This window comes from Klebsiella sp. YJ (assembly GCF_002108615.1).
GTDB lineage: Bacteria > Pseudomonadota > Gammaproteobacteria > Enterobacterales > Enterobacteriaceae > Klebsiella > Klebsiella planticola.
In genome coordinates this window covers 43,625-61,447 of sequence record NZ_MTEG01000013.1, presented here as the reverse complement: position 1 = coordinate 61,447, position 17,823 = coordinate 43,625, and the positions used below count along the sequence as shown (strand labels likewise).

The 17,823-nt window shown below is 57.8% G+C and carries 15 protein-coding genes; 11 read left to right on the top strand and 4 right to left on the bottom strand.

Annotated elements, in window-relative coordinates; genetic code table 11:
* Positions 1-72: 72 nt before the first annotated feature.
* The 5 genes from leuA to aroD all read left to right on the top strand — a co-directional run bounded on the left by leuA (position 73) and on the right by aroD (position 5,621).
* The gene (gene leuA / locus BV390_RS14855) at positions 73-1,644 is read left to right on the top strand and encodes a 2-isopropylmalate synthase (protein ID WP_032697254.1); all 1,572 of its coding nucleotides are present in this window, start codon (positions 73-75) and stop codon (positions 1,642-1,644) included.
* Positions 1,644-2,735, top strand: a complete 1,092-nt coding sequence (gene leuB / locus BV390_RS14850; RefSeq protein WP_032689491.1) for a 3-isopropylmalate dehydrogenase — start codon at positions 1,644-1,646, stop codon at positions 2,733-2,735. Before leuA ends, leuB begins: the two co-directional genes overlap by 1 nt.
* A gap of 2 nt (positions 2,736-2,737) precedes the next feature.
* Positions 2,738-4,138 (top strand): 3-isopropylmalate dehydratase large subunit, encoded by a 1,401-nt coding sequence (leuC, locus tag BV390_RS14845; RefSeq protein WP_032689492.1) that lies wholly within the window; start codon positions 2,738-2,740, stop codon positions 4,136-4,138.
* Positions 4,139-4,148: 10 nt separating this feature from the next.
* The gene (leuD, locus tag BV390_RS14840; RefSeq protein WP_032689493.1) at positions 4,149-4,754 is read left to right on the top strand and encodes a 3-isopropylmalate dehydratase small subunit; all 606 of its coding nucleotides are present in this window, start codon (positions 4,149-4,151) and stop codon (positions 4,752-4,754) included.
* A gap of 111 nt (positions 4,755-4,865) precedes the next feature.
* Positions 4,866-5,621 carry a type I 3-dehydroquinate dehydratase gene (aroD, locus tag BV390_RS14835; protein WP_032689494.1) on the top strand — a complete coding sequence of 252 codons (756 nt, stop codon included), beginning with the start codon at positions 4,866-4,868 and terminating at the stop codon, positions 5,619-5,621.
* Positions 5,622-5,661: 40 nt separating this feature from the next.
* Here aroD and BV390_RS14830 read toward each other — a convergent pair whose 3' ends face one another.
* Both BV390_RS14830 and sgrT read right to left on the bottom strand, forming a co-directional pair.
* A complete protein-coding gene (locus BV390_RS14830) occupies positions 5,662-6,846 on the bottom strand; it encodes a sugar efflux transporter (RefSeq protein WP_032698168.1) in 1,185 nt (394 codons plus the stop codon).
* A gap of 188 nt (positions 6,847-7,034) precedes the next feature.
* Positions 7,035-7,187 (bottom strand): glucose uptake inhibitor SgrT, encoded by a 153-nt coding sequence (sgrT, locus tag BV390_RS14825; RefSeq protein ID WP_004857824.1) that lies wholly within the window; start codon positions 7,185-7,187, stop codon positions 7,035-7,037.
* A gap of 87 nt (positions 7,188-7,274) precedes the next feature.
* Between sgrT and sgrR the strand changes: the two genes are divergently transcribed.
* The 4 genes from sgrR (at position 7,275) to thiQ (ending at position 12,498) form a co-directional block, all read left to right on the top strand.
* Positions 7,275-8,930, top strand: coding sequence for an HTH-type transcriptional regulator SgrR (gene sgrR / locus BV390_RS14820; protein ID WP_032689496.1), 1,656 nt, complete (start codon positions 7,275-7,277; stop codon positions 8,928-8,930).
* Positions 8,931-9,243: 313 nt separating this feature from the next.
* Positions 9,244-10,227, top strand: coding sequence for a thiamine ABC transporter substrate binding subunit (gene thiB / locus BV390_RS14815; protein ID WP_046853104.1), 984 nt, complete (start codon positions 9,244-9,246; stop codon positions 10,225-10,227).
* Positions 10,203-11,813, top strand: coding sequence for a thiamine/thiamine pyrophosphate ABC transporter permease ThiP (thiP, locus tag BV390_RS14810; RefSeq protein WP_032697250.1), 1,611 nt, complete (start codon positions 10,203-10,205; stop codon positions 11,811-11,813). Before thiB ends, thiP begins: the two co-directional genes overlap by 25 nt.
* The gene (thiQ, locus tag BV390_RS14805; protein WP_047664033.1) at positions 11,797-12,498 is read left to right on the top strand and encodes a thiamine ABC transporter ATP-binding protein ThiQ; all 702 of its coding nucleotides are present in this window, start codon (positions 11,797-11,799) and stop codon (positions 12,496-12,498) included. The genes thiP and thiQ overlap by 17 nt, the downstream gene beginning before the upstream one ends.
* Here thiQ and BV390_RS14800 read toward each other — a convergent pair.
* Both BV390_RS14800 and araC read right to left on the bottom strand, forming a co-directional pair.
* Complete coding sequence (locus BV390_RS14800) at positions 12,485-13,249, bottom strand: DedA family protein (RefSeq protein ID WP_032689573.1); 765 nt, start codon at positions 13,247-13,249, stop codon at positions 12,485-12,487. The two genes, thiQ and BV390_RS14800, sit on opposite strands and share 14 nt — an antisense overlap.
* Before the next feature lie 128 nt (positions 13,250-13,377).
* Entirely contained in the window at positions 13,378-14,223 is an 846-nt protein-coding gene (gene araC / locus BV390_RS14795; RefSeq protein ID WP_004857813.1) for an arabinose operon transcriptional regulator AraC, read from the bottom strand.
* A 337-nt stretch (positions 14,224-14,560) separates the two neighbouring features.
* On the opposite strand from araC, the gene araB reads away from it, so the two are divergent.
* Together araB and araA are read left to right on the top strand one after the other, a co-directional pair.
* The gene (araB, locus tag BV390_RS14790) at positions 14,561-16,270 is read left to right on the top strand and encodes a ribulokinase (protein WP_032689500.1); all 1,710 of its coding nucleotides are present in this window, start codon (positions 14,561-14,563) and stop codon (positions 16,268-16,270) included.
* A 10-nt stretch (positions 16,271-16,280) separates the two neighbouring features.
* On the top strand, positions 16,281-17,783 hold the full coding sequence (gene araA, locus BV390_RS14785) for an L-arabinose isomerase (protein ID WP_032697249.1): 1,503 nt from the start codon (positions 16,281-16,283) through the stop codon (positions 17,781-17,783).
* The last annotated feature ends 40 nt before the right edge of the window (positions 17,784-17,823 follow it).

Below are 17,823 nucleotides of genomic sequence, written 5' to 3'. Positions count from 1 at the left end.
ACCCGCGCCATTGCGCGGGTTTTTTTATGCTCGTCAGCAAGGCGCCCAGGACACCGATTAAGGATCTAAACCATGAGCCAGCAAGTCATTATTTTCGATACGACCTTACGTGACGGGGAGCAAGCGTTACAGGCCAGCCTGAGCGTGAAAGAGAAGCTGCAGATTGCGATGGCCCTGGAGCGGATGGGCGTTGATGTGATGGAAGTCGGCTTCCCGGTCTCATCTCCTGGCGACTTCGAGTCCGTACAAACCATCGCGCGTACCATCAAAAACAGCCGCGTCTGCGCCCTGGCCCGCTGCGTCGAGAAAGACATTGATGTGGCGGCAGAATCCTTAAAAGTCGCTGAAGCGTTCCGCATTCACACTTTTATCGCCACCTCGCCGATGCACATCGCCACCAAGCTGCGTAGCACCCTGGATGAGGTCATCGAGCGCGCAATCTATATGATTAAACGCGCACGAAATTATACCGACGACGTCGAATTCTCCTGTGAAGATGCGGGCCGTACGCCGATCGCCGATCTGGCGCGCGTGGTAGAAGCCGCCATCAACGCCGGCGCCACGACGATTAATATCCCGGACACCGTCGGCTACACCATGCCGTTCGAGTTCTCTAACATCATTACCGGCCTGTACGATCGCGTCCCTAATATCGACAAAGCCATCATCTCCGTGCACACCCATGACGACTTAGGTCTGGCCGTCGGCAACGCCATCGCTGCAGTCCACGCCGGCGCGCGTCAGGTCGAAGGCGCCATGAACGGCATCGGTGAGCGCGCGGGCAACTGTTCGCTGGAAGAAGTGATTATGGCCATCAAGGTGCGCAAAGACATTATGAATGTCCGCACCGGCATTAATCACAATGAAATCTGGCGTACCAGCCAGACGGTCAGCCAGATTTGCAACATGCCGATCCCGGCGAACAAAGCCATCGTCGGCACCGGCGCCTTCGCCCACTCCTCCGGTATCCACCAGGACGGCGTGCTGAAGAACCGCGAAAACTACGAAATCATGACCCCGGAATCCATCGGTCTGAATCAGGTGCAGCTGAACCTGACTTCCCGCTCCGGCCGTGCGGCAGTGAAACACCGTATGGAAGAGATGGGCTACAAAGATACCGACTACAACATGGATCACCTCTACGACGCATTCCTGAAGCTGGCAGACAAAAAAGGCCAGGTCTTTGATTACGATCTGGAAGCGCTGGCGTTCATCAACAAACAGCAGGAAGAGCCGGAGCATTTCCGTCTGGATTACTTCAGCGTGCAGTCAGGCTCCAGCGATATCGCCACGGCCTCGGTAAAACTGGTCTGCGGTGAAGAGACCAAAGCGGAAGCCGCTAACGGCAACGGTCCGGTCGACGCTATTTATCAGGCAATCAACCGTATCACCGGCTATGACGTTGAGCTGGTCAAATATGACCTGAACGCCAAAGGTCAGGGCAAAGACGCGCTGGGTCAGGTAGATATCGTCGTGACCTACAACGGTCGTCGCTTCCACGGCGTTGGTCTGGCGACGGATATCGTTGAATCCTCCGCGAAAGCCATGGTTCACGTGCTGAACAATATCTGGCGCGCAGCAGAAGTCGAAAAAGAATTGCAACGCAAAGCTCAAAATAACGAGAACAAGAAGGAAACCGTGTAATGTCGAAGAATTACCATATTGCTGTTTTGCCAGGTGATGGCATTGGCCCGGAAGTCATGAACCAGGCGATGAAAGTACTGGAAGCCGTTCGTCACCGTTTTGATATGCGCATTACCACCAGTCAGTATGACGTCGGCGGCATCGCTATCGACCGTCAGGGCACCCCGCTGCCGCAGGCAACCGTAGAAGGCTGTGAGCAGGCCGATGCGATTCTGTTCGGCTCCGTAGGCGGCCCGAAATGGGAACATCTGCCGCCGGCCGGTCAGCCGGAGCGCGGCGCGCTGCTGCCGTTGCGTAAACATTTCAAACTGTTCAGCAACCTGCGTCCGGCGAAGCTGTACCAGGGGCTGGAAGAGTTTTGCCCGCTGCGCGCGGATATCGCGGCAAACGGCTTCGACATTCTGTGCGTCCGCGAATTAACCGGCGGCATCTACTTCGGCCAGCCGAAAGGCCGCGAAGGCAGCGGTCAACACGAAAAAGCATTTGATACCGAGGTCTATCATCGCTTTGAAATCGAGCGCATCGCGCATATCGCGTTTCAGTCCGCGCGCAAACGTCGTAATAAAGTGACTTCTATCGATAAAGCGAACGTTCTGCAGTCATCCATTCTGTGGCGCGAAGTAGTCAGCGAAGTCGCCAAAGAATACCCGGACGTTGAGCTGGCGCATATGTACATCGACAACGCCACCATGCAGCTGATTAAAGACCCGTCCCAGTTCGACGTTCTGCTGTGCTCCAACCTGTTCGGCGACATCCTGTCTGACGAATGCGCCATGATCACGGGTTCAATGGGCATGCTGCCGTCGGCCAGCCTCAATGAACAAGGTTTTGGTCTGTATGAACCGGCAGGTGGCTCAGCCCCGGATATCGCTGGTAAAAATATCGCTAACCCTATCGCGCAGATCCTCTCTCTGGCGCTGTTGCTGCGCTACAGCCTGGATGCCGATAACGCGGCAACCGCGATTGAAAATGCGATCAACCGTGCATTAGAAGAAGGCGTGCGTACCGGCGATTTAGCGCGGGGAACGGCAGCGGTCAGTACCGATGAAATGGGCGATATCATTGCCCGCTATGTCGCTGAAGGGGTGTAATCATGGCGAAGACCTTATACGAAAAGTTGTTTGATGCGCATGTCGTTTATGAGGCGCAAAACGAAACCCCGCTGCTGTATATCGATCGTCATCTGGTGCATGAAGTGACCTCGCCACAGGCCTTTGACGGCCTGCGCGCGCACAACCGTCAGGTTCGTCAGCCGGGGAAAACCTTCGCTACCATGGACCATAACGTTTCCACTCAGACGAAAGATATCAACGCGTCCGGTGAAATGGCGCGCATTCAGATGCAGGAGCTGATCAAAAACTGCAAAGAGTTCGGCGTTGAGCTGTACGATCTGAACCACCCGTACCAGGGTATCGTCCACGTGATGGGGCCGGAACAGGGCGTCACCCTGCCGGGGATGACCATCGTCTGCGGCGATTCCCACACCGCCACTCACGGCGCGTTTGGCGCGCTGGCTTTCGGTATCGGCACCTCCGAAGTTGAGCACGTCCTGGCGACTCAGACCCTGAAGCAGGGCCGCGCCAAAACCATGAAGATTGAAGTTAATGGCAAAGCGGCGCCGGGCATCACCGCCAAAGATATCGTGCTGGCCATCATTGGCAAAACCGGTAGCGCCGGCGGCACCGGTCACGTGGTGGAGTTCTGTGGTGAAGCCATTCGCGATCTGAGCATGGAAGGTCGTATGACGCTGTGCAATATGGCCATCGAAATGGGTGCGAAAGCCGGTCTGGTCGCGCCGGATGAAACCACGTTTAACTATGTGAAGGGCCGTTTGCATGCGCCAAAAGGCCAGGACTTCGACGCTGCCGTTGAATACTGGAAAACCCTGAAAACCGACGCTGACGCCACCTTTGATACCGTCGTGACCCTGCAGGCTGAAGAGATTGCCCCGCAGGTTACCTGGGGCACCAACCCCGGCCAGGTCATCTCCGTCACCGAGATGATTCCCGACCCGGCCTCTTTCGCCGATCCGGTCGAGCGGGCGAGCGCGGAAAAAGCGCTGGCCTATATGGGCCTGAAGCCGGGTATCCCGTTAACCGACGTAGCGATCGATAAAGTGTTCATCGGCTCCTGTACCAACTCGCGTATTGAAGATTTGCGTGCCGCGGCCGAAGTCGCTAAAGGCCGTAAGGTCGCGCCGGGCGTACAGGCATTAGTGGTTCCGGGTTCTGGCCCGGTGAAAGCTCAGGCGGAAGCCGAAGGCCTGGATAAGATCTTTATCGAAGCCGGTTTTGAATGGCGCCTGCCGGGCTGCTCCATGTGCCTGGCCATGAACAACGATCGCCTGAATCCCGGCGAGCGCTGCGCATCAACCAGCAACCGTAACTTTGAAGGCCGTCAGGGCCGCGGCGGACGTACCCACTTAGTCAGCCCGGCTATGGCCGCAGCGGCAGCCGTGACCGGCCATTTTGCCGATATCCGCGACATCAAATAAGGAGACCATCATGGCAGAGAAATTTACCCAACATACGGGCCTGGTGGTTCCGCTGGATGCCGCAAACGTCGATACCGATGCGATCATTCCTAAGCAGTTCCTGCAGAAAGTGACGCGCACCGGTTTTGGCGCGCATCTGTTCAACGACTGGCGTTTTCTTGACGATCGGGGACAACAGCCCAACCCGGAATTCGTCCTGAACTTCCCGGAGTATAAAGGCGCATCGATCCTGCTGGCGCGGGAAAACTTCGGCTGCGGCTCCTCCCGTGAGCATGCGCCGTGGGCATTAACCGATTACGGTTTTAAAGTGGTTATCGCCCCCAGCTTCGCCGATATCTTTTACGGTAACAGCTTTAACAACCAGCTGCTGCCGGTGACGCTGAGCGATGAACAGGTCGACGAGATGTTCAAGCTGGTCCAGGCAAACCCCGGTATGACGTTCGAAGTGGACCTGGAATCCGAATTGGTGAAAGCGGGTGACAAAACCTACAGCTTTAAAATTGATGCCTTCCGCCGCCACTGTATGCTCAACGGACTTGATAGCATCGGCCTGACGCTGCAGCACGAAGAGGCGATTTCAGCCTACGAAAACAAACTGCCGGCCTTTATGAACTAACCACGCCGTTGATACCCGAGCCCGGTCCTGTGACCGGGCATTTTTTTAGCTTTTTTCGCGCGGATGATGACCCGAAATACGCCCGCCCGGCCCTGACCGATGGACCCTCACATGACGACAGCTGTCACCATTAAAAATATCACCTTTCAGGAAGGCGCTACGTTAATCTGCGTGCCGCTCATCGGCCAGACGCTCGATGAGCTGAAAGCCCATGCCCTTACGCTGGCGGAGGCCGGGGCCGATCTTATCGAATGGCGCGTCGACCACTTTATCCGCGTCCATGACCAGCAGCAGGTCCTGCTGGCGCTGACGGAGATTCGCCGGCTGCTCACCGATATACCGCTGCTGTTCACGTTCCGTAGCCACAAAGAGGGGGGTGCAACGGAGCTCGGCGATGACGCGTACTTCGCCCTCAACCGCCTGGCCGTCGCCAGCGGGCTGGTGGACATCATTGATATTGAGCTCTTCAATGATGAAGCGCCGATCCGGGCGTTGATCGCCGAAGCTCATACTGCCGGGGTGAAAGTGATTATGAGCAATCATGATTTCCAAAAAACACCGCCGCAGGAAGAGATCATCGCCCGGCTACGCCGCATGCAGGAGCTGGGCGCCGATCTGCCGAAAATAGCGGTCATGCCTCAGTCGCCACAAGATGTGCTGACATTACTGTCCGCCACGCTGGTCATGAAAGAGCAGTACGCCACTCGCCCGTTAATCACGATGTCGATGGGCAAACTGGGCGGCGTCAGCCGGGTCACCGGGCGCCTGTTCGGCTCAGCGATGACGTTTGGCAGCGTGGGCCAGGCGTCGGCGCCCGGACAAATTGCCGTGCGTCAGCTGCGGGAAATGATGAATATTCTGTCCTGAAAGCACGCCGCATCACAGCAGTCTGCGGTGCGGCGTCTGGCTAAATATCTTTGACTTTGCTGGTCAAAAACAGCGTCAGCAGCGAGATGGCGGCAATGACCCAGTACACGCTGGCGTGGCCGTAGTTTTGCGACAACGCTCCCTGCAGCACGCCGGCGAGAATCACCCCGGTGGAAATACTGTTGGTAAACAGCGTCGTGGCCGCCCCGGCCCGCCCCGGCATCAGATCCTGGAACCACAGCATGCCAATCCCGGCGACAATACCGATAAAAATGGCGTTAAACAGCTGCAGCGCCAGCAGCGCGCTACGATCGTGAAACACGATCAGACCAAGATAAAACAGCACGCCGGCAGCCACCGCAGCGACCATCATTTTACGTTTACCCCAGCGCTTGACGTAATACCCCGCCAGGATCATCGCCGGGATCTCCAGCCCGGCCGCCGTCCCCATCAGGATCCCGGCCAGACTATCCGGCAAGCCAAGATCGCTACTGATCCACAGCGGCATATCGATGATATACATGGTGTTGCAGGTCCACATCAGCGTCGACGCGATAAACAGCATACGCACGTTTTTATCTTGCCAGCCGCCGGCCTGCGCTACGACGCCCGCCGCTTCCGTGGGCTGTTCCACCCGGGCAACCGACGGCAGCTTAACGGCAATTAACGCCAGGCTAATCACGAAAATACCGGCCGCAATCGCGAACATGGTGGTAAAGCCATAGTTCAGCGCCAGCATGAAGGCCAGCGGCGGCCCGATCACCCACGCCAGCGACAGCTGGGCACGCATGACCGAGCTGAACATCACCACTTCCCGCGCCGAACTATCGGCATATTCCCGCGCCAGGGCGAACAATTGAGGCATCGCGGCATTGGCAATCGACGCCAGCATCACCCCGCAGGTGATCAATGTTAAGTAGTGACGGTTAAACGCAAACAGCAGCGCGTTGCCCACCGCCATCAGACAGCAGAACATGATCAACCGCCGACGATCCCCCCGGCTATCGGAACGTTTCGCCAGCGCCAGACTCACCAGAATACCGGCGATCGCGTTCACGGTATAAAACAGGCCGACCCAGAAAGGCTGTGCGCCCACCTCGCGGCTGAGGAACAAGCTGAGGGTTGGCGCCTGCAGCGCGCCCGCAATACCCATCATAAAAGCGACCAGCATAAACGCCGCGTATACACCGTTAAGCCGCCGTCCCATCGTCATCAACCAGAGCATGTCATGTCCTTAAAGCACGCGAAGAAAACGAAAAAAGCCAGCAGAAGTCATCTGCTGGCGGGTGATTTTATACTCTATCTATTTCAAGTGACAGGCTGGCGACCGAAACGTTATGGCTCAGTCAACTGGCCTGGGTCTGAAAGAGGATAAGTACACACCAATACTCAGTCACACATGATGTGGGCAAGTCAATGATCAGAGGTCTGTGACGTAACTCCCCACTGCATCAGCTCGCCAAGAATCTTCTGCTGTCTCCCTGCCATCAGGCGGGCCAGCCATGACGCGTCCTGCGTCGCAGAAAAGTAGCGTTGGTAGAACTGTTTCGCGGTAGACCTCATCATATTCACCTCCTCGCTTCATCGGAATGCATTATTGGCCTAATATAGGGATTAATAAATTGCTGAGTTTTCATCAGGAGTTCCCCTTTTATGTCTTCTGCTCGTCTGCAACAACAGTTCATCCGCTTATGGCAGTGCTGCGAAGGTAAATCGCAGGAGACAACCCTTAACGAACTGGCGGAGATGCTCTGCTGCTCGCGCCGCCATATGCGTACGCTGTTGAATATGATGGAAGAACGCGGCTGGTTAACCTGGGAAGCGGAAGCCGGGCGCGGCAAACGTTCAAAGCTGGCTTTCCTGTATACCGGCCTGGCGCTGCAGCAGCAGCGGGCCGAGGATCTGCTGGAACAGGATCGTATCGATCAGCTGGTCCAGCTGGTGGGCGATAAGGCCGCGGTTCGTCAGATGCTGGTCTCGCATCTGGGCCGCAGCTTCCGTCAGGGGCGGCATATTCTGCGCGTTCTCTACTACCGGCCGATGAAAAACCTGCTCCCCGGCAGCGCGCTGCGCCGCTCGGAAAACCATATCGCCAGGCAGATCTTTAGCGCCCTGACGCGGGTAAATGAGGAAAACGGGGAACTGGAAGCCGATATTGCGCACCACTGGCAGCAGCTTACGCCCACCCACTGGCGTTTTTTTCTCCGCCCCGGCATTCATTTTCACCACGGGAGAGAGCTGGAGATGGAGGATGTCATTGCTTCGTTGCAGCGCAGCAACAATCTGCCGCTCTACTCACATATTGAACGTATTGCCTCCCCCACCGCCTGGACGCTGGATATACATCTGACGCAACCCGATCGCTGGCTACCGTGGCTGCTCGGCCAGGTGTCGGCCGTCGTCTTGCCGCGTGAATGGCAGTCGATGGAGAATTTCTCGGCAATGCCGGTAGGTACCGGGCCTTATGCGGTGGTGCGCAACAATCAAAACCAGCTGAAGATCCATGCTTTTGACGATTATTTCGGTTACCGGGCGTTAATTGATGAAGTTAACGTCTGGGTCCTGCCAGAGATTAGCGAAGAGCCCAACGGCGGCCTGACGCTACAGGGGACCACGCAAAGTGAGAAAGCGGTTGAGAGCCGGCTGGAGGAAGGGTGCTACTATTTGCTGTTTGATGCCCGCACTCCCCTCGGCAGCAATCTCGCGGTTCGCCAGTGGCTCAGCTATCTGCTACAGCCCGCCAATCTGCTGTATCACGCCGGTGAACAGTACCAGGGCAACTGGTTCCCGGCCTATGGTCTGCTGCCCCGCTGGCACCACGCTCGCAGTCATGCCTGTGAAAAACCGCCGGGGCTGGAGTCTGTCACCCTCACCTACTATCGGGATCACGTCGAACACCGCGTGATGGGCGGGATCATGGCAACACTGCTGGCGGAGCATCAGGTCAAGCTGGAGATTCAGGAGCTGGAATACGAAGAGTGGCACCGTGGCGAGGTGGTCAGCGATATCTGGCTAAACAGCGCCAACTTTACCCTACCGATTGATTTTTCTCTGTTTGCCTTACTGTATGAGGTCCCGCTGATACGACATTGTATTCCTGTCGACTGGGAGCAGGATGCCCGTCGCTGGCACGCAGGCGAGCTCAACCCGGCGACCTGGAGCCAGCAACTGCTGGCCAATCAAACCATCGTGCCGCTGATCCACCACTGGCTGATGATCCAGGGGCAGCGCAGTATGCGTGGCGTAAGAATGAATACGCTCGGCTGGTTTGATTTCAAATCCGCATGGTTTGCGCCGCCGGATCCCTGATAGCCCTCCCGGCAGGCGCTGAAGCGCTTTCCGTCAGTTCACAAAATCATTACACTATCGCCGTTCTCAACGGGGTGCTGATATACGTACATAATCTCATTCGGGTTGCATCAAGACGGCAAGCAAGTGAATCCCCAGCAGCATAGAAAACTATGTGACTGGGGTGAACACGCGATGCTAACGCAGAGGCAGCGCGAAGGATGAAGTGTATAGGCTGAGAAAATACCCGTCGAACCTGATCCGGATAACGCCGGCGAAGGGATTTGAGGCCTACTCAAAATCCTTTGCCCCCCCTTTGTTTATGAGGTGCAAAGTGTTGAAAAAATTACTCCCGCTGCTGGCGCTGGTCGCCGCTCCCGCGTTTGCTAAACCTGTACTCACCGTCTACACCTATGACTCCTTTTCGGCAGACTGGGGCCCTGGACCGGTAGTGAAAAAAGCCTTTGAAGCCGACTGCAACTGTGAACTGAAGTTCGTGGCGCTGGAAGATGGCGTTTCGTTGCTTAATCGTCTGCGGATGGAAGGTAAGAATAGCAAAGCCGATGTGGTACTCGGCCTGGATAACAACCTGCTGGAAGCGGCTACGCAGAGCAAATTGTTCGCCAAAAGCCAGGTACCGGCCAGCGCGGTCACGGTCCCGGGCGGCTGGGATAACGACACTTTTGTGCCGTTTGATTACGGCTATTTCGCCTTTGTCTACGACAAAAACAAGCTGAAAAACCCGCCGAAAAGCCTGAAAGAGCTGGTGGAAAGCGATCAAAAATGGCGCGTGATCTACGAAGATCCCCGCACCAGCACCCCGGGTCTGGGGCTGCTGCTGTGGATGCAAAAAGTGTATGGCGAGCAGTCGCCGGAAGCCTGGCAAAAACTGGCGGCGAAAACCGTCACCGTCACCAAAGGCTGGAGCGAGGCCTACGGTCTGTTCCTTAAAGGGGAAAGCGACCTGGTTCTTAGCTACACCACATCGCCGGCCTACCACATCATTGAAGAGAAAAAAGACCAGTACGCGGCCGCCAGTTTCGCCGAAGGCCACTATCTGCAGGTTGAAGTCGCCGCGCGCACCGCCGCCAGCAAACAACCGGAGCTGGCGGAGAAATTCCTCAAGTTTATGGTGTCTCCGGCGTTCCAGAATGCCATCCCGACCGGCAACTGGATGTATCCGGTCACCCAGGTTGCGCTACCCGCGGGCTTTGAGACATTACCGAAACCGCAAACCACGCTGGAATATACCCCGCAGCAGGTCGCCGCAGAACGTCAAAACTGGATTAATGCATGGCAACGCGCCGTCAGCCGCTAAATATCGGCTGGCTGGCGCCGGGTCTGACGGCCGCTGCGCTGCTGGTCGCCGTCGCACTGGCCGCATTCCTCGCGCTCTGGGGCAGTGCGCCGGAGGCGTCGTGGCGCTCGATTTTCAGCGACAGCTATCTGTGGCACGTTATCCGTTTCTCTTTCTGGCAGGCGTTTCTCTCCGCGCTCTTCTCCGTCGTACCGGCGATTTTTCTCGCCCGCGCCCTCTATCGTCGTCGCTTCCCGGGGCGTACGCTGCTGCTGCGCCTGTGCGCCATGACGCTGATTCTGCCAGTACTGGTGGCCGTCTTTGGTATTCTCAGCGTCTATGGCCGTCAGGGCTGGCTGGCGACACTGTTTAACGCCGTCGGCTGGCAGTGGGATTTCTCGCCGTATGGACTGCAAGGCATCCTGCTGGCGCACGTTTTTTTCAATATGCCGATGGCAACCCGGCTGCTGCTGCAGGCGCTGGAGAATATCCCCGGAGAGCAGCGCCAGATCGCCGCCCAGCTGGGCATGCGCGGCTACCACTTTTTCCGTCTGGTGGAGTGGCCCTGGCTACGGCGGCAAATTCCCCCGGTCGCGGCACTGATCTTTATGCTCTGCTTCGCCAGCTTTGCCACCGTGCTGTCGCTCGGCGGCGGCCCACGGGCCACAACGATTGAGCTGGCAATCTACCAGGCGCTGAACTTTGATTATGACCCGGCCCGTGCGGCGATGCTGGCGCTGATCCAGATGGTCTGCTGTCTTGGGCTGGTGCTTCTCGCCCAGCGCCTGAGCAAGGCCGTTGCTATCGGCACCACGCAAGTTCACGGCTGGCGCGATCCGGACGATCGCCTGCACAGTCGCCTGAGCGATACCGCGCTGATCGTTCTCACGCTACTGTTACTGCTGCCCCCGCTGCTGGCGGTCGTGGTCGACGGTCTGAATAACAACCTGCTCAGCGTCCTGGCGCAGCCCGCGTTGTGGCAGGCATTCTGCACTTCGTTACGCATCGCGGTTTCCGCCGGTCTGCTCAGCGTCATGTTAACGATGATGCTGCTGTGGAGCAGCCGTGAATTGCGTCTTCGTAAGCGACCGCTGGCGGGCCAGACGCTGGAACTCAGCGGTATGCTGATCCTTGCAATGCCGGGAATCGTGCTGGCGACCGGCTTCTTTTTATTGCTCAATAACAGTATTGGACTGCCGGCTTCCGCCGACGGGATTGTGATCTTCACCAATGCGTTGATGGCTATCCCCTATGCCCTGAAGGTGCTGGAAAACCCGATGCGCGATATTGCCGTCCGCTACGGTATGCTCTGTCACTCTCTGGGCATGAGCGGTTTTACCCGCTTGAGGGTTATCGAGCTGCGCGCATTAAAGCGTCCGCTGGCCCAGGCGCTGGCGTTTGCCTGCGTCCTGTCCATCGGCGATTTCGGCGCCGTGGCGCTGTTCGGTAACGAACAATTCCGTACGCTGCCGTTCTATCTGTACCAGCAAATTGGCTCTTATCGTAGCCAGGATGGCGCCGTCACTGCCCTGCTGCTGCTACTGCTGTGCTTTTTACTCTTTACCGTGATTGAGAGACTTCCGGGACGTGATGTTAAAACTGAATGATGTGACCTGGCTTTACCAGCATCTGCCGATGCGCTTCACGCTCTCCGTCCAGCAGGGTGAACGCCTCGCCGTGCTCGGCCCCAGCGGCGCGGGCAAAAGCACGCTGCTCAATCTGATCGCCGGCTTTCTCCCCCCGGTGAGCGGCACGATTCTGATTAACGACCAGCCTCATACTACTACGCCGCCGGCCCGGCGTCCGGTATCGATGCTGTTTCAGGAAAACAATCTCTTTCATCATCTTACCGTCCGCCAGAATATCGCTCTCGGGATGCATCCGGGGCTGAAGCTTAACCCGGCGCAGACCGCCAGCCTGCAGACGATAGCCGGACAAATGAGCATCGATTCACTGCTGGACAGATTACCGGGCGAGCTCTCCGGCGGACAGCGCCAACGCGTGGCGCTGGCGCGCTGTCTGGTCCGGGAACAGCCGGTCCTGCTGCTGGACGAGCCTTTTTCTGCACTCGACCCCGCACTGCGCCAGGAGATGCTGACGCTGGTGAGCGATGTCTGTCAGCGTCAGCATCTGACGCTGCTGATGGTGTCACATAGCGTGGAAGATGCCGCCCGCATCGCGCCGCGCTCGCTGGTGGTGGCCGACGGGCGGATAGCCTGGGACGGCGCGACCGAAACGTTGCTCAGCGGCAACAGCAGCGCCTCTCACCTGTTAGGTATTAGCGCGCGATAACCTTGTGCAGAATATCGAGATAGACAGGCATCAGAGGATGGCGAATCACCAGGGTTAGCGCTGCGCCGGCGAGAACCACCGTCACCGGCGTCAGCCACAGCAGACGCGAGCGAGGTAAGAGCCGCGTCAGGCGATCGCGCATTTTCGCGCTGCGCCACAAGCGCCAGCACAGCCAGCCCGCCAGCCAAACCAGCAGCGCGGCAGCCAACAGCAGCCACTTGAAGCTGCCGCTGTGCTCATTGGTGGGAATATCAATCGCCGCGCCGGCCAGAATACCCGGCAAGAAGTACAGCGGCGGCCACAGCAGGCAACCAATAATATTGGGCAGAATAAACTTCGCCAGCGGGAGATCGAGCATGCCGGCGACCATCGGCACCAGCGGCCGCGTCGGGCCAACAAAGCGGCCGATAAGAATCGTGATCATGCTGTGCTGATGCAACGCATGTTCCGTTTTATCCAACAGCGCCTTGTTTTTCTTCATAAAAGACCAGCGATGGAGCGGTTTTTTAAACCGCCAGCCGAGCCAGAAAGAGATCCAGTCGCCGAGTAAACACCCGATAATCCCCGCCAGCCACGCCTGCCAGAAATTGACGTCTCCGCTGCCAATCAGCGCCCCCAGCCCGGCCATCATCACCGTTCCCGGTAATATCAGCCCCACCAGCGCCAGTGATTCAAGGAAGGCGACCAGCATCACGGCTATCAGGGAATAGACCGTAGACTGGGTGATAAAATGTTCCAGCAATGCTTGCATAATGTGCCCGGTATCAAAACGAAGCACGGATTCTCCGGAGCCGTCGCGCCTTCGTCAAGTCATCAATTGTCTGGATAGTTTACTGGTTGTGACAATTATCCGGCGCAACATTTCATTTTCTTTACGTTTTATTCACACCCGGCACGGAATTCACTGGGGCTGGCCCCGGTGCATTTCTTAAACACCCGCGAAAAGTAGAGCTGGTCTTCAAACCCGACGTTGCGCCCTACCGTGGCGATGGGCATACGCGTGGTGCTGAGCAGCAGCTTCGCCTGGCTGATGCGCTGGTCTTCCCGCCACCCCAGCACGCTGATCCCCAGCTGCTGGCGGAACAGATGAGACAGGCGCGAAGGCGACAGGCAGACATGCTGGGCGACGCTGGCGATATCGAAATGGCTATCCGCGAGGTGATCGCTGATGTACTGGCAGGCATCGCGCACGCGATTGTCCAGCGGCGGATGCAGAGACTCATTAATCGCCTCCATGCGCCGTAACAGCAGCTGCTCGAGCAAATTGATCGCCAACAGCTCCGAATAGCGTCCGGCCCCCTGACCCGCCTCAACGATCTGGCCAAACAGCTCGCAAAAACGCGCCTGCCACTGCTCATCAGGACGGAAAAAGCCGGTCTGGGCGAATATCGTCGGCCAGTTCAGCCATTCATGCCAGTAGGCGCGCGGCCGGAAGTAGACCCACTGGTGATACCATTCACGGGCATCGGGATGGCGGCCATAGTGATGAATTTCTCCCGGCGGAAAAAGCAAAATATCCCCCGGCCGGCAGATAAACTGCTCATCGTGATTGTTAATCACCCCTTCACCGCGCACCGTCAGGTTCAGAATATATCCCTTCATCCCGAGCGGACGGTCAATAAAGAAATCCAGATAGCCATCGGCATCAATCGGCGTCAGCCCCGTCACCAGATGGGCATTAAACGAGTAGCCCGGCAGCAGCGGATCGTTTTGTGTTTCAGCCATAGGCTCAGCTCTCCTGGATATATTATGGAAACCAATTGTCCATATTCAACATTGTACTGCTAACGCGGGTTGCCGTACTGGGACGGCGGTTGAAATTTCGATCAAAACCCGCCTCGTCACAGCAAAAATCGATGATAGCGCACAATGAAAGCACTTTTATCGCATAACAGAAGTGTCTATAAATACGGCAGAAAAGTCCACATTGAATATTTGCACGGCGTCACACTTTGCGATGCAATAGCAAAATAGTCCATAAGATTAGCGAATACGGCCTGACGGTTTTTGGCGTGAATATCTACTGTTTCACCATGAATGGTTTTCTGCATGGAGTAACAGCATGGCAATTGCGATTGGCCTCGATTTTGGTAGTGATTCCGTACGCGCACTGGCAGTGGAATGCGCCACCGGCGAGGAGCTGGCCACCAGCGTAGAGTGGTATCCGCGCTGGCAGGAGGGGCTGTTCTGCGATGGCCCGAATAACCGGTTTCGCCACCATCCGCGCGACTACATTGAATCGATGGAAGCCGCGCTGAAAAGTGTGTTGGCATTGTTAAGCGCCGAACAGCGTGCCGGGGTCGTGGGTATCGGCGTCGATAGCACCGGCTCAACGCCGGCGCCGATCGATGCCGACGGCAACGTGCTGGCGCTGCGCGAAGAGTTTGCCGATAACCCCAACGCCATGTTCGTGCTGTGGAAGGACCACACGGCGGTCGAAGAGGCGGAAGCCATTACTCGCCTGTGCCATCAGCCGGGTAAAGAGGACTACTCCCGCTACATTGGCGGCATCTACTCCAGCGAGTGGTTCTGGGCCAAAATACTCCACGTCACCCGTCAGGACAGCGCCGTCGCCGAGGCAGCCGCTTCGTGGATTGAGCTGTGCGACTGGATTCCCGCCCTGCTTTCCGGCACCACCCGCCCGCAGGATATTCGTCGCGGCCGCTGCAGCGCCGGCCACAAATCACTGTGGCACGAAAGCTGGGGCGGACTGCCGCCGGCCAGCTTCTTCGATGAACTCGATCCGATTATCAACCGGCACCTGAGCTGGCCGCTGTTTAGCGACACCTGGACCGCCGATGTACCGGTCGGCACCCTCTGCGCCGAATGGGCGCAGCGCCTGGGCCTGCCGGAAACCGTCATTCTGTCCGGCGGCGCCTTCGACTGCCATATGGGCGCAGTCGGCGCCGGCGCGCAGCCTAACGCCCTGGTCAAAGTCATCGGCACCTCCACCTGCGACATTCTGATCGCCGATAAACAGAGCGTGGGCAATCGCACGGTCAAGGGGATCTGCGGCCAGGTCGATGGCAGCGTCGTCCCTGACTTTATTGGTATGGAGGCCGGACAATCCGCCTTTGGCGATATCTACGCCTGGTTTGGCCGTATTCTCGGCTGGCCGCTGGAACAGCTGGCACAGCAGCATCCGGAGCTGAAAACACAGATTGCTGCCCAGCAAAAACAGCTGCTGCCATCGCTGACCGAGGCCTGGGCCAAAAACCCGTCGCTGGAACATCTGCCGGTGGTTCTGGACTGGTTTAACGGCCGTCGCACCCCCAATGCCAACCAGCGCCTGAAAGGGGTCATTACCGATCTGAATCTCGCCACCGATGCGCCGGCGCTCTTTGGCGGTCTGGTGGCGGCCACCGCCTTCGGCGCACGCGCCATTATGGAGTGCTTCACCGAACAGGGTATCCCGGTTAACAACGTGATGGCGCTGGGCGGTATTGCGCGGAAAAATCCGGTCATTATGCAGGCCTGCTGTGACGTGCTGAACCGGCCGCTGCAAATCGTCGCCTCCGATCAGTGCTGCGCGCTCGGCGCGGCTATCTTCGCTGCCGTCGCCGCAGGCGTACACCAGGATATCCCGACCGCCCAGCACAGCATGGCAAGCGAGGTCGAAAGCACCCTGCAGCCGCGTCCTGCCCAGGCTCAACGCTTTGAACAACTTTATCAGCGCTACCAGCAGTGGTCGGTCAGCGCCGAGCAACAGTATCTCCCTTCGGCTGCGAAGGCGGACAAAGCCCCGCTTTCTCAGGCAGCTCTCACCCATTAAGGACACCAAAATGACGATTTTTGATAACTACGAAGTATGGTTCGTGATTGGCAGCCAGCATTTGTATGGCCCGGAAACGCTGCGTCAGGTCACGAAGCATGCCGAGCATGTGGTGAACAGCCTGAATGCGGAAGCAAAGCTGCCGTGCAAGCTGGTGTTAAAGCCGCTGGGCACCACGCCGGATGAGATTACCCATATCTGCCGCGACGCTAACTATGATGATAAATGTGCCGGCATGATGGTGTGGCTGCATACCTTCTCTCCGGCCAAAATGTGGATTAACGGCCTGACTATCCTCAATAAGCCGCTGCTACAGTTCCACACGCAATACAACGCGTCGCTGCCGTGGGACAGTATCGATATGGACTTTATGAACCTGAACCAGACCGCGCACGGCGGCCGCGAGTTCGGCTTCATCGGCGCGCGCATGCGCCAGCAGCACAGCGTGGTCACCGGCCACTGGCAGGACCAGAGCGCCCATCAGCGCATCGGCTCCTGGATGCGCCAGGCGGTTTCTAAGCAGGATACCCGTCATCTGAAAGTCTGCCGCTTCGGCGACAACATGCGTGAAGTCGCGGTCACCGATGGCGATAAAGTTGCCGCCCAGATCAAATTCGGTTTTTCGGTCAATACCTGGGCGGTGGGCGATCTGGTTCAGGTGGTCAACAGCATCAGCGAGGGGGAGATCAGCGCGCTGGTTGATGAGTATGAAAGCAGCTATCGCCTGACCCCGGCGGCGCAAATCCACGGTGATAAGCGGCAGAATGTGCTCGATGCCGCGCGCATTGAGCTGGGGATGAAACGCTTCCTTGAACAGGGCGGTTTCCATGCTTTCACCACCACCTTTGAAGATTTGCACGGCCTGAAGCAGCTCCCGGGCCTCGCCGTACAGCGTCTGATGCAGCAGGGCTATGGCTTTGCCGGCGAAGGCGACTGGAAAACCGCCGCCCTGCTTCGCATCATGAAGGTGATGTCAACCGGTCTGCAGGGCGGCACCTCCTTTATGGAGGACTACACCTACCACTTCGATAACGGCAACGATCTGGTGCTGGGCTCGCATATGCTGGAAGTGTGCCCGACTATCGCCACGGCAGACAAACCGATCCTCGACGTTCAGCCGCTGGGCATCGGCGGTAAAGCCGATCCGGCGCGCCTGATCTTCAATACGCAGACCGGCCCGGCCCTCGTCGCCAGCCTGATCGATCTTGGCGATCGTTTCCGCCTGCTGGTTAACACCGTAGAAACGGTACCGACGCCGCACGATCTGCCGAAGCTGCCGGTTGCCAACGCGCTGTGGAAAGCCCAGCCGGATCTGCGCACCGCGTCTGAAGCCTGGATCATCGCCGGTGGCGCGCATCACACCGTCTTTAGCCACGCGCTGACGCTCGATGATATGCGTCAGTTTGCCGAGCTACAGGATATCGAACTGGCGGTAATCGATAACGAAACCCGTCTGCCGTCCTTTAAAGACGCGCTGCGCTGGAACGAAGTTTATTACGCTGCAAAACGTTAACCACGGCAGCTAATTGCCCGGCGGCACTTCGTTTGCCGGG

Bases quoted from the DNA above. Each gene is read 5' to 3' on its own strand.
- leuA (WP_032697254.1), top strand. From the start codon at position 73: ATGAGCCAGCAAGTCATTATTTTCGATACGACCTTACGTGACGGGGAG.
- leuB (WP_032689491.1), top strand. From the start codon at position 1,644: ATGTCGAAGAATTACCATATTGCTGTTTTGCCAGGTGATGGCATTGGC.
- leuC (WP_032689492.1), top strand. From the start codon at position 2,738: ATGGCGAAGACCTTATACGAAAAGTTGTTTGATGCGCATGTCGTTTAT.
- leuD (WP_032689493.1), top strand. From the start codon at position 4,149: ATGGCAGAGAAATTTACCCAACATACGGGCCTGGTGGTTCCGCTGGAT.
- aroD (WP_032689494.1), top strand. From the start codon at position 4,866: ATGACGACAGCTGTCACCATTAAAAATATCACCTTTCAGGAAGGCGCT.
- BV390_RS14830 (WP_032698168.1), bottom strand. From the start codon at position 6,846: ATGCTCTGGTTGATGACGATGGGACGGCGGCTTAACGGTGTATACGCG.
- sgrT (WP_004857824.1), bottom strand. From the start codon at position 7,187: ATGATGAGGTCTACCGCGAAACAGTTCTACCAACGCTACTTTTCTGCG.
- sgrR (WP_032689496.1), top strand. From the start codon at position 7,275: ATGTCTTCTGCTCGTCTGCAACAACAGTTCATCCGCTTATGGCAGTGC.
- thiP (WP_032697250.1), top strand. From the start codon at position 10,203: ATGGCAACGCGCCGTCAGCCGCTAAATATCGGCTGGCTGGCGCCGGGT.
- thiQ (WP_047664033.1), top strand. From the start codon at position 11,797: ATGTTAAAACTGAATGATGTGACCTGGCTTTACCAGCATCTGCCGATG.
- BV390_RS14800 (WP_032689573.1), bottom strand. From the start codon at position 13,249: ATGCAAGCATTGCTGGAACATTTTATCACCCAGTCTACGGTCTATTCC.
- araC (WP_004857813.1), bottom strand. From the start codon at position 14,223: ATGGCTGAAACACAAAACGATCCGCTGCTGCCGGGCTACTCGTTTAAT.
- araB (WP_032689500.1), top strand. From the start codon at position 14,561: ATGGCAATTGCGATTGGCCTCGATTTTGGTAGTGATTCCGTACGCGCA.
- araA (WP_032697249.1), top strand. From the start codon at position 16,281: ATGACGATTTTTGATAACTACGAAGTATGGTTCGTGATTGGCAGCCAG.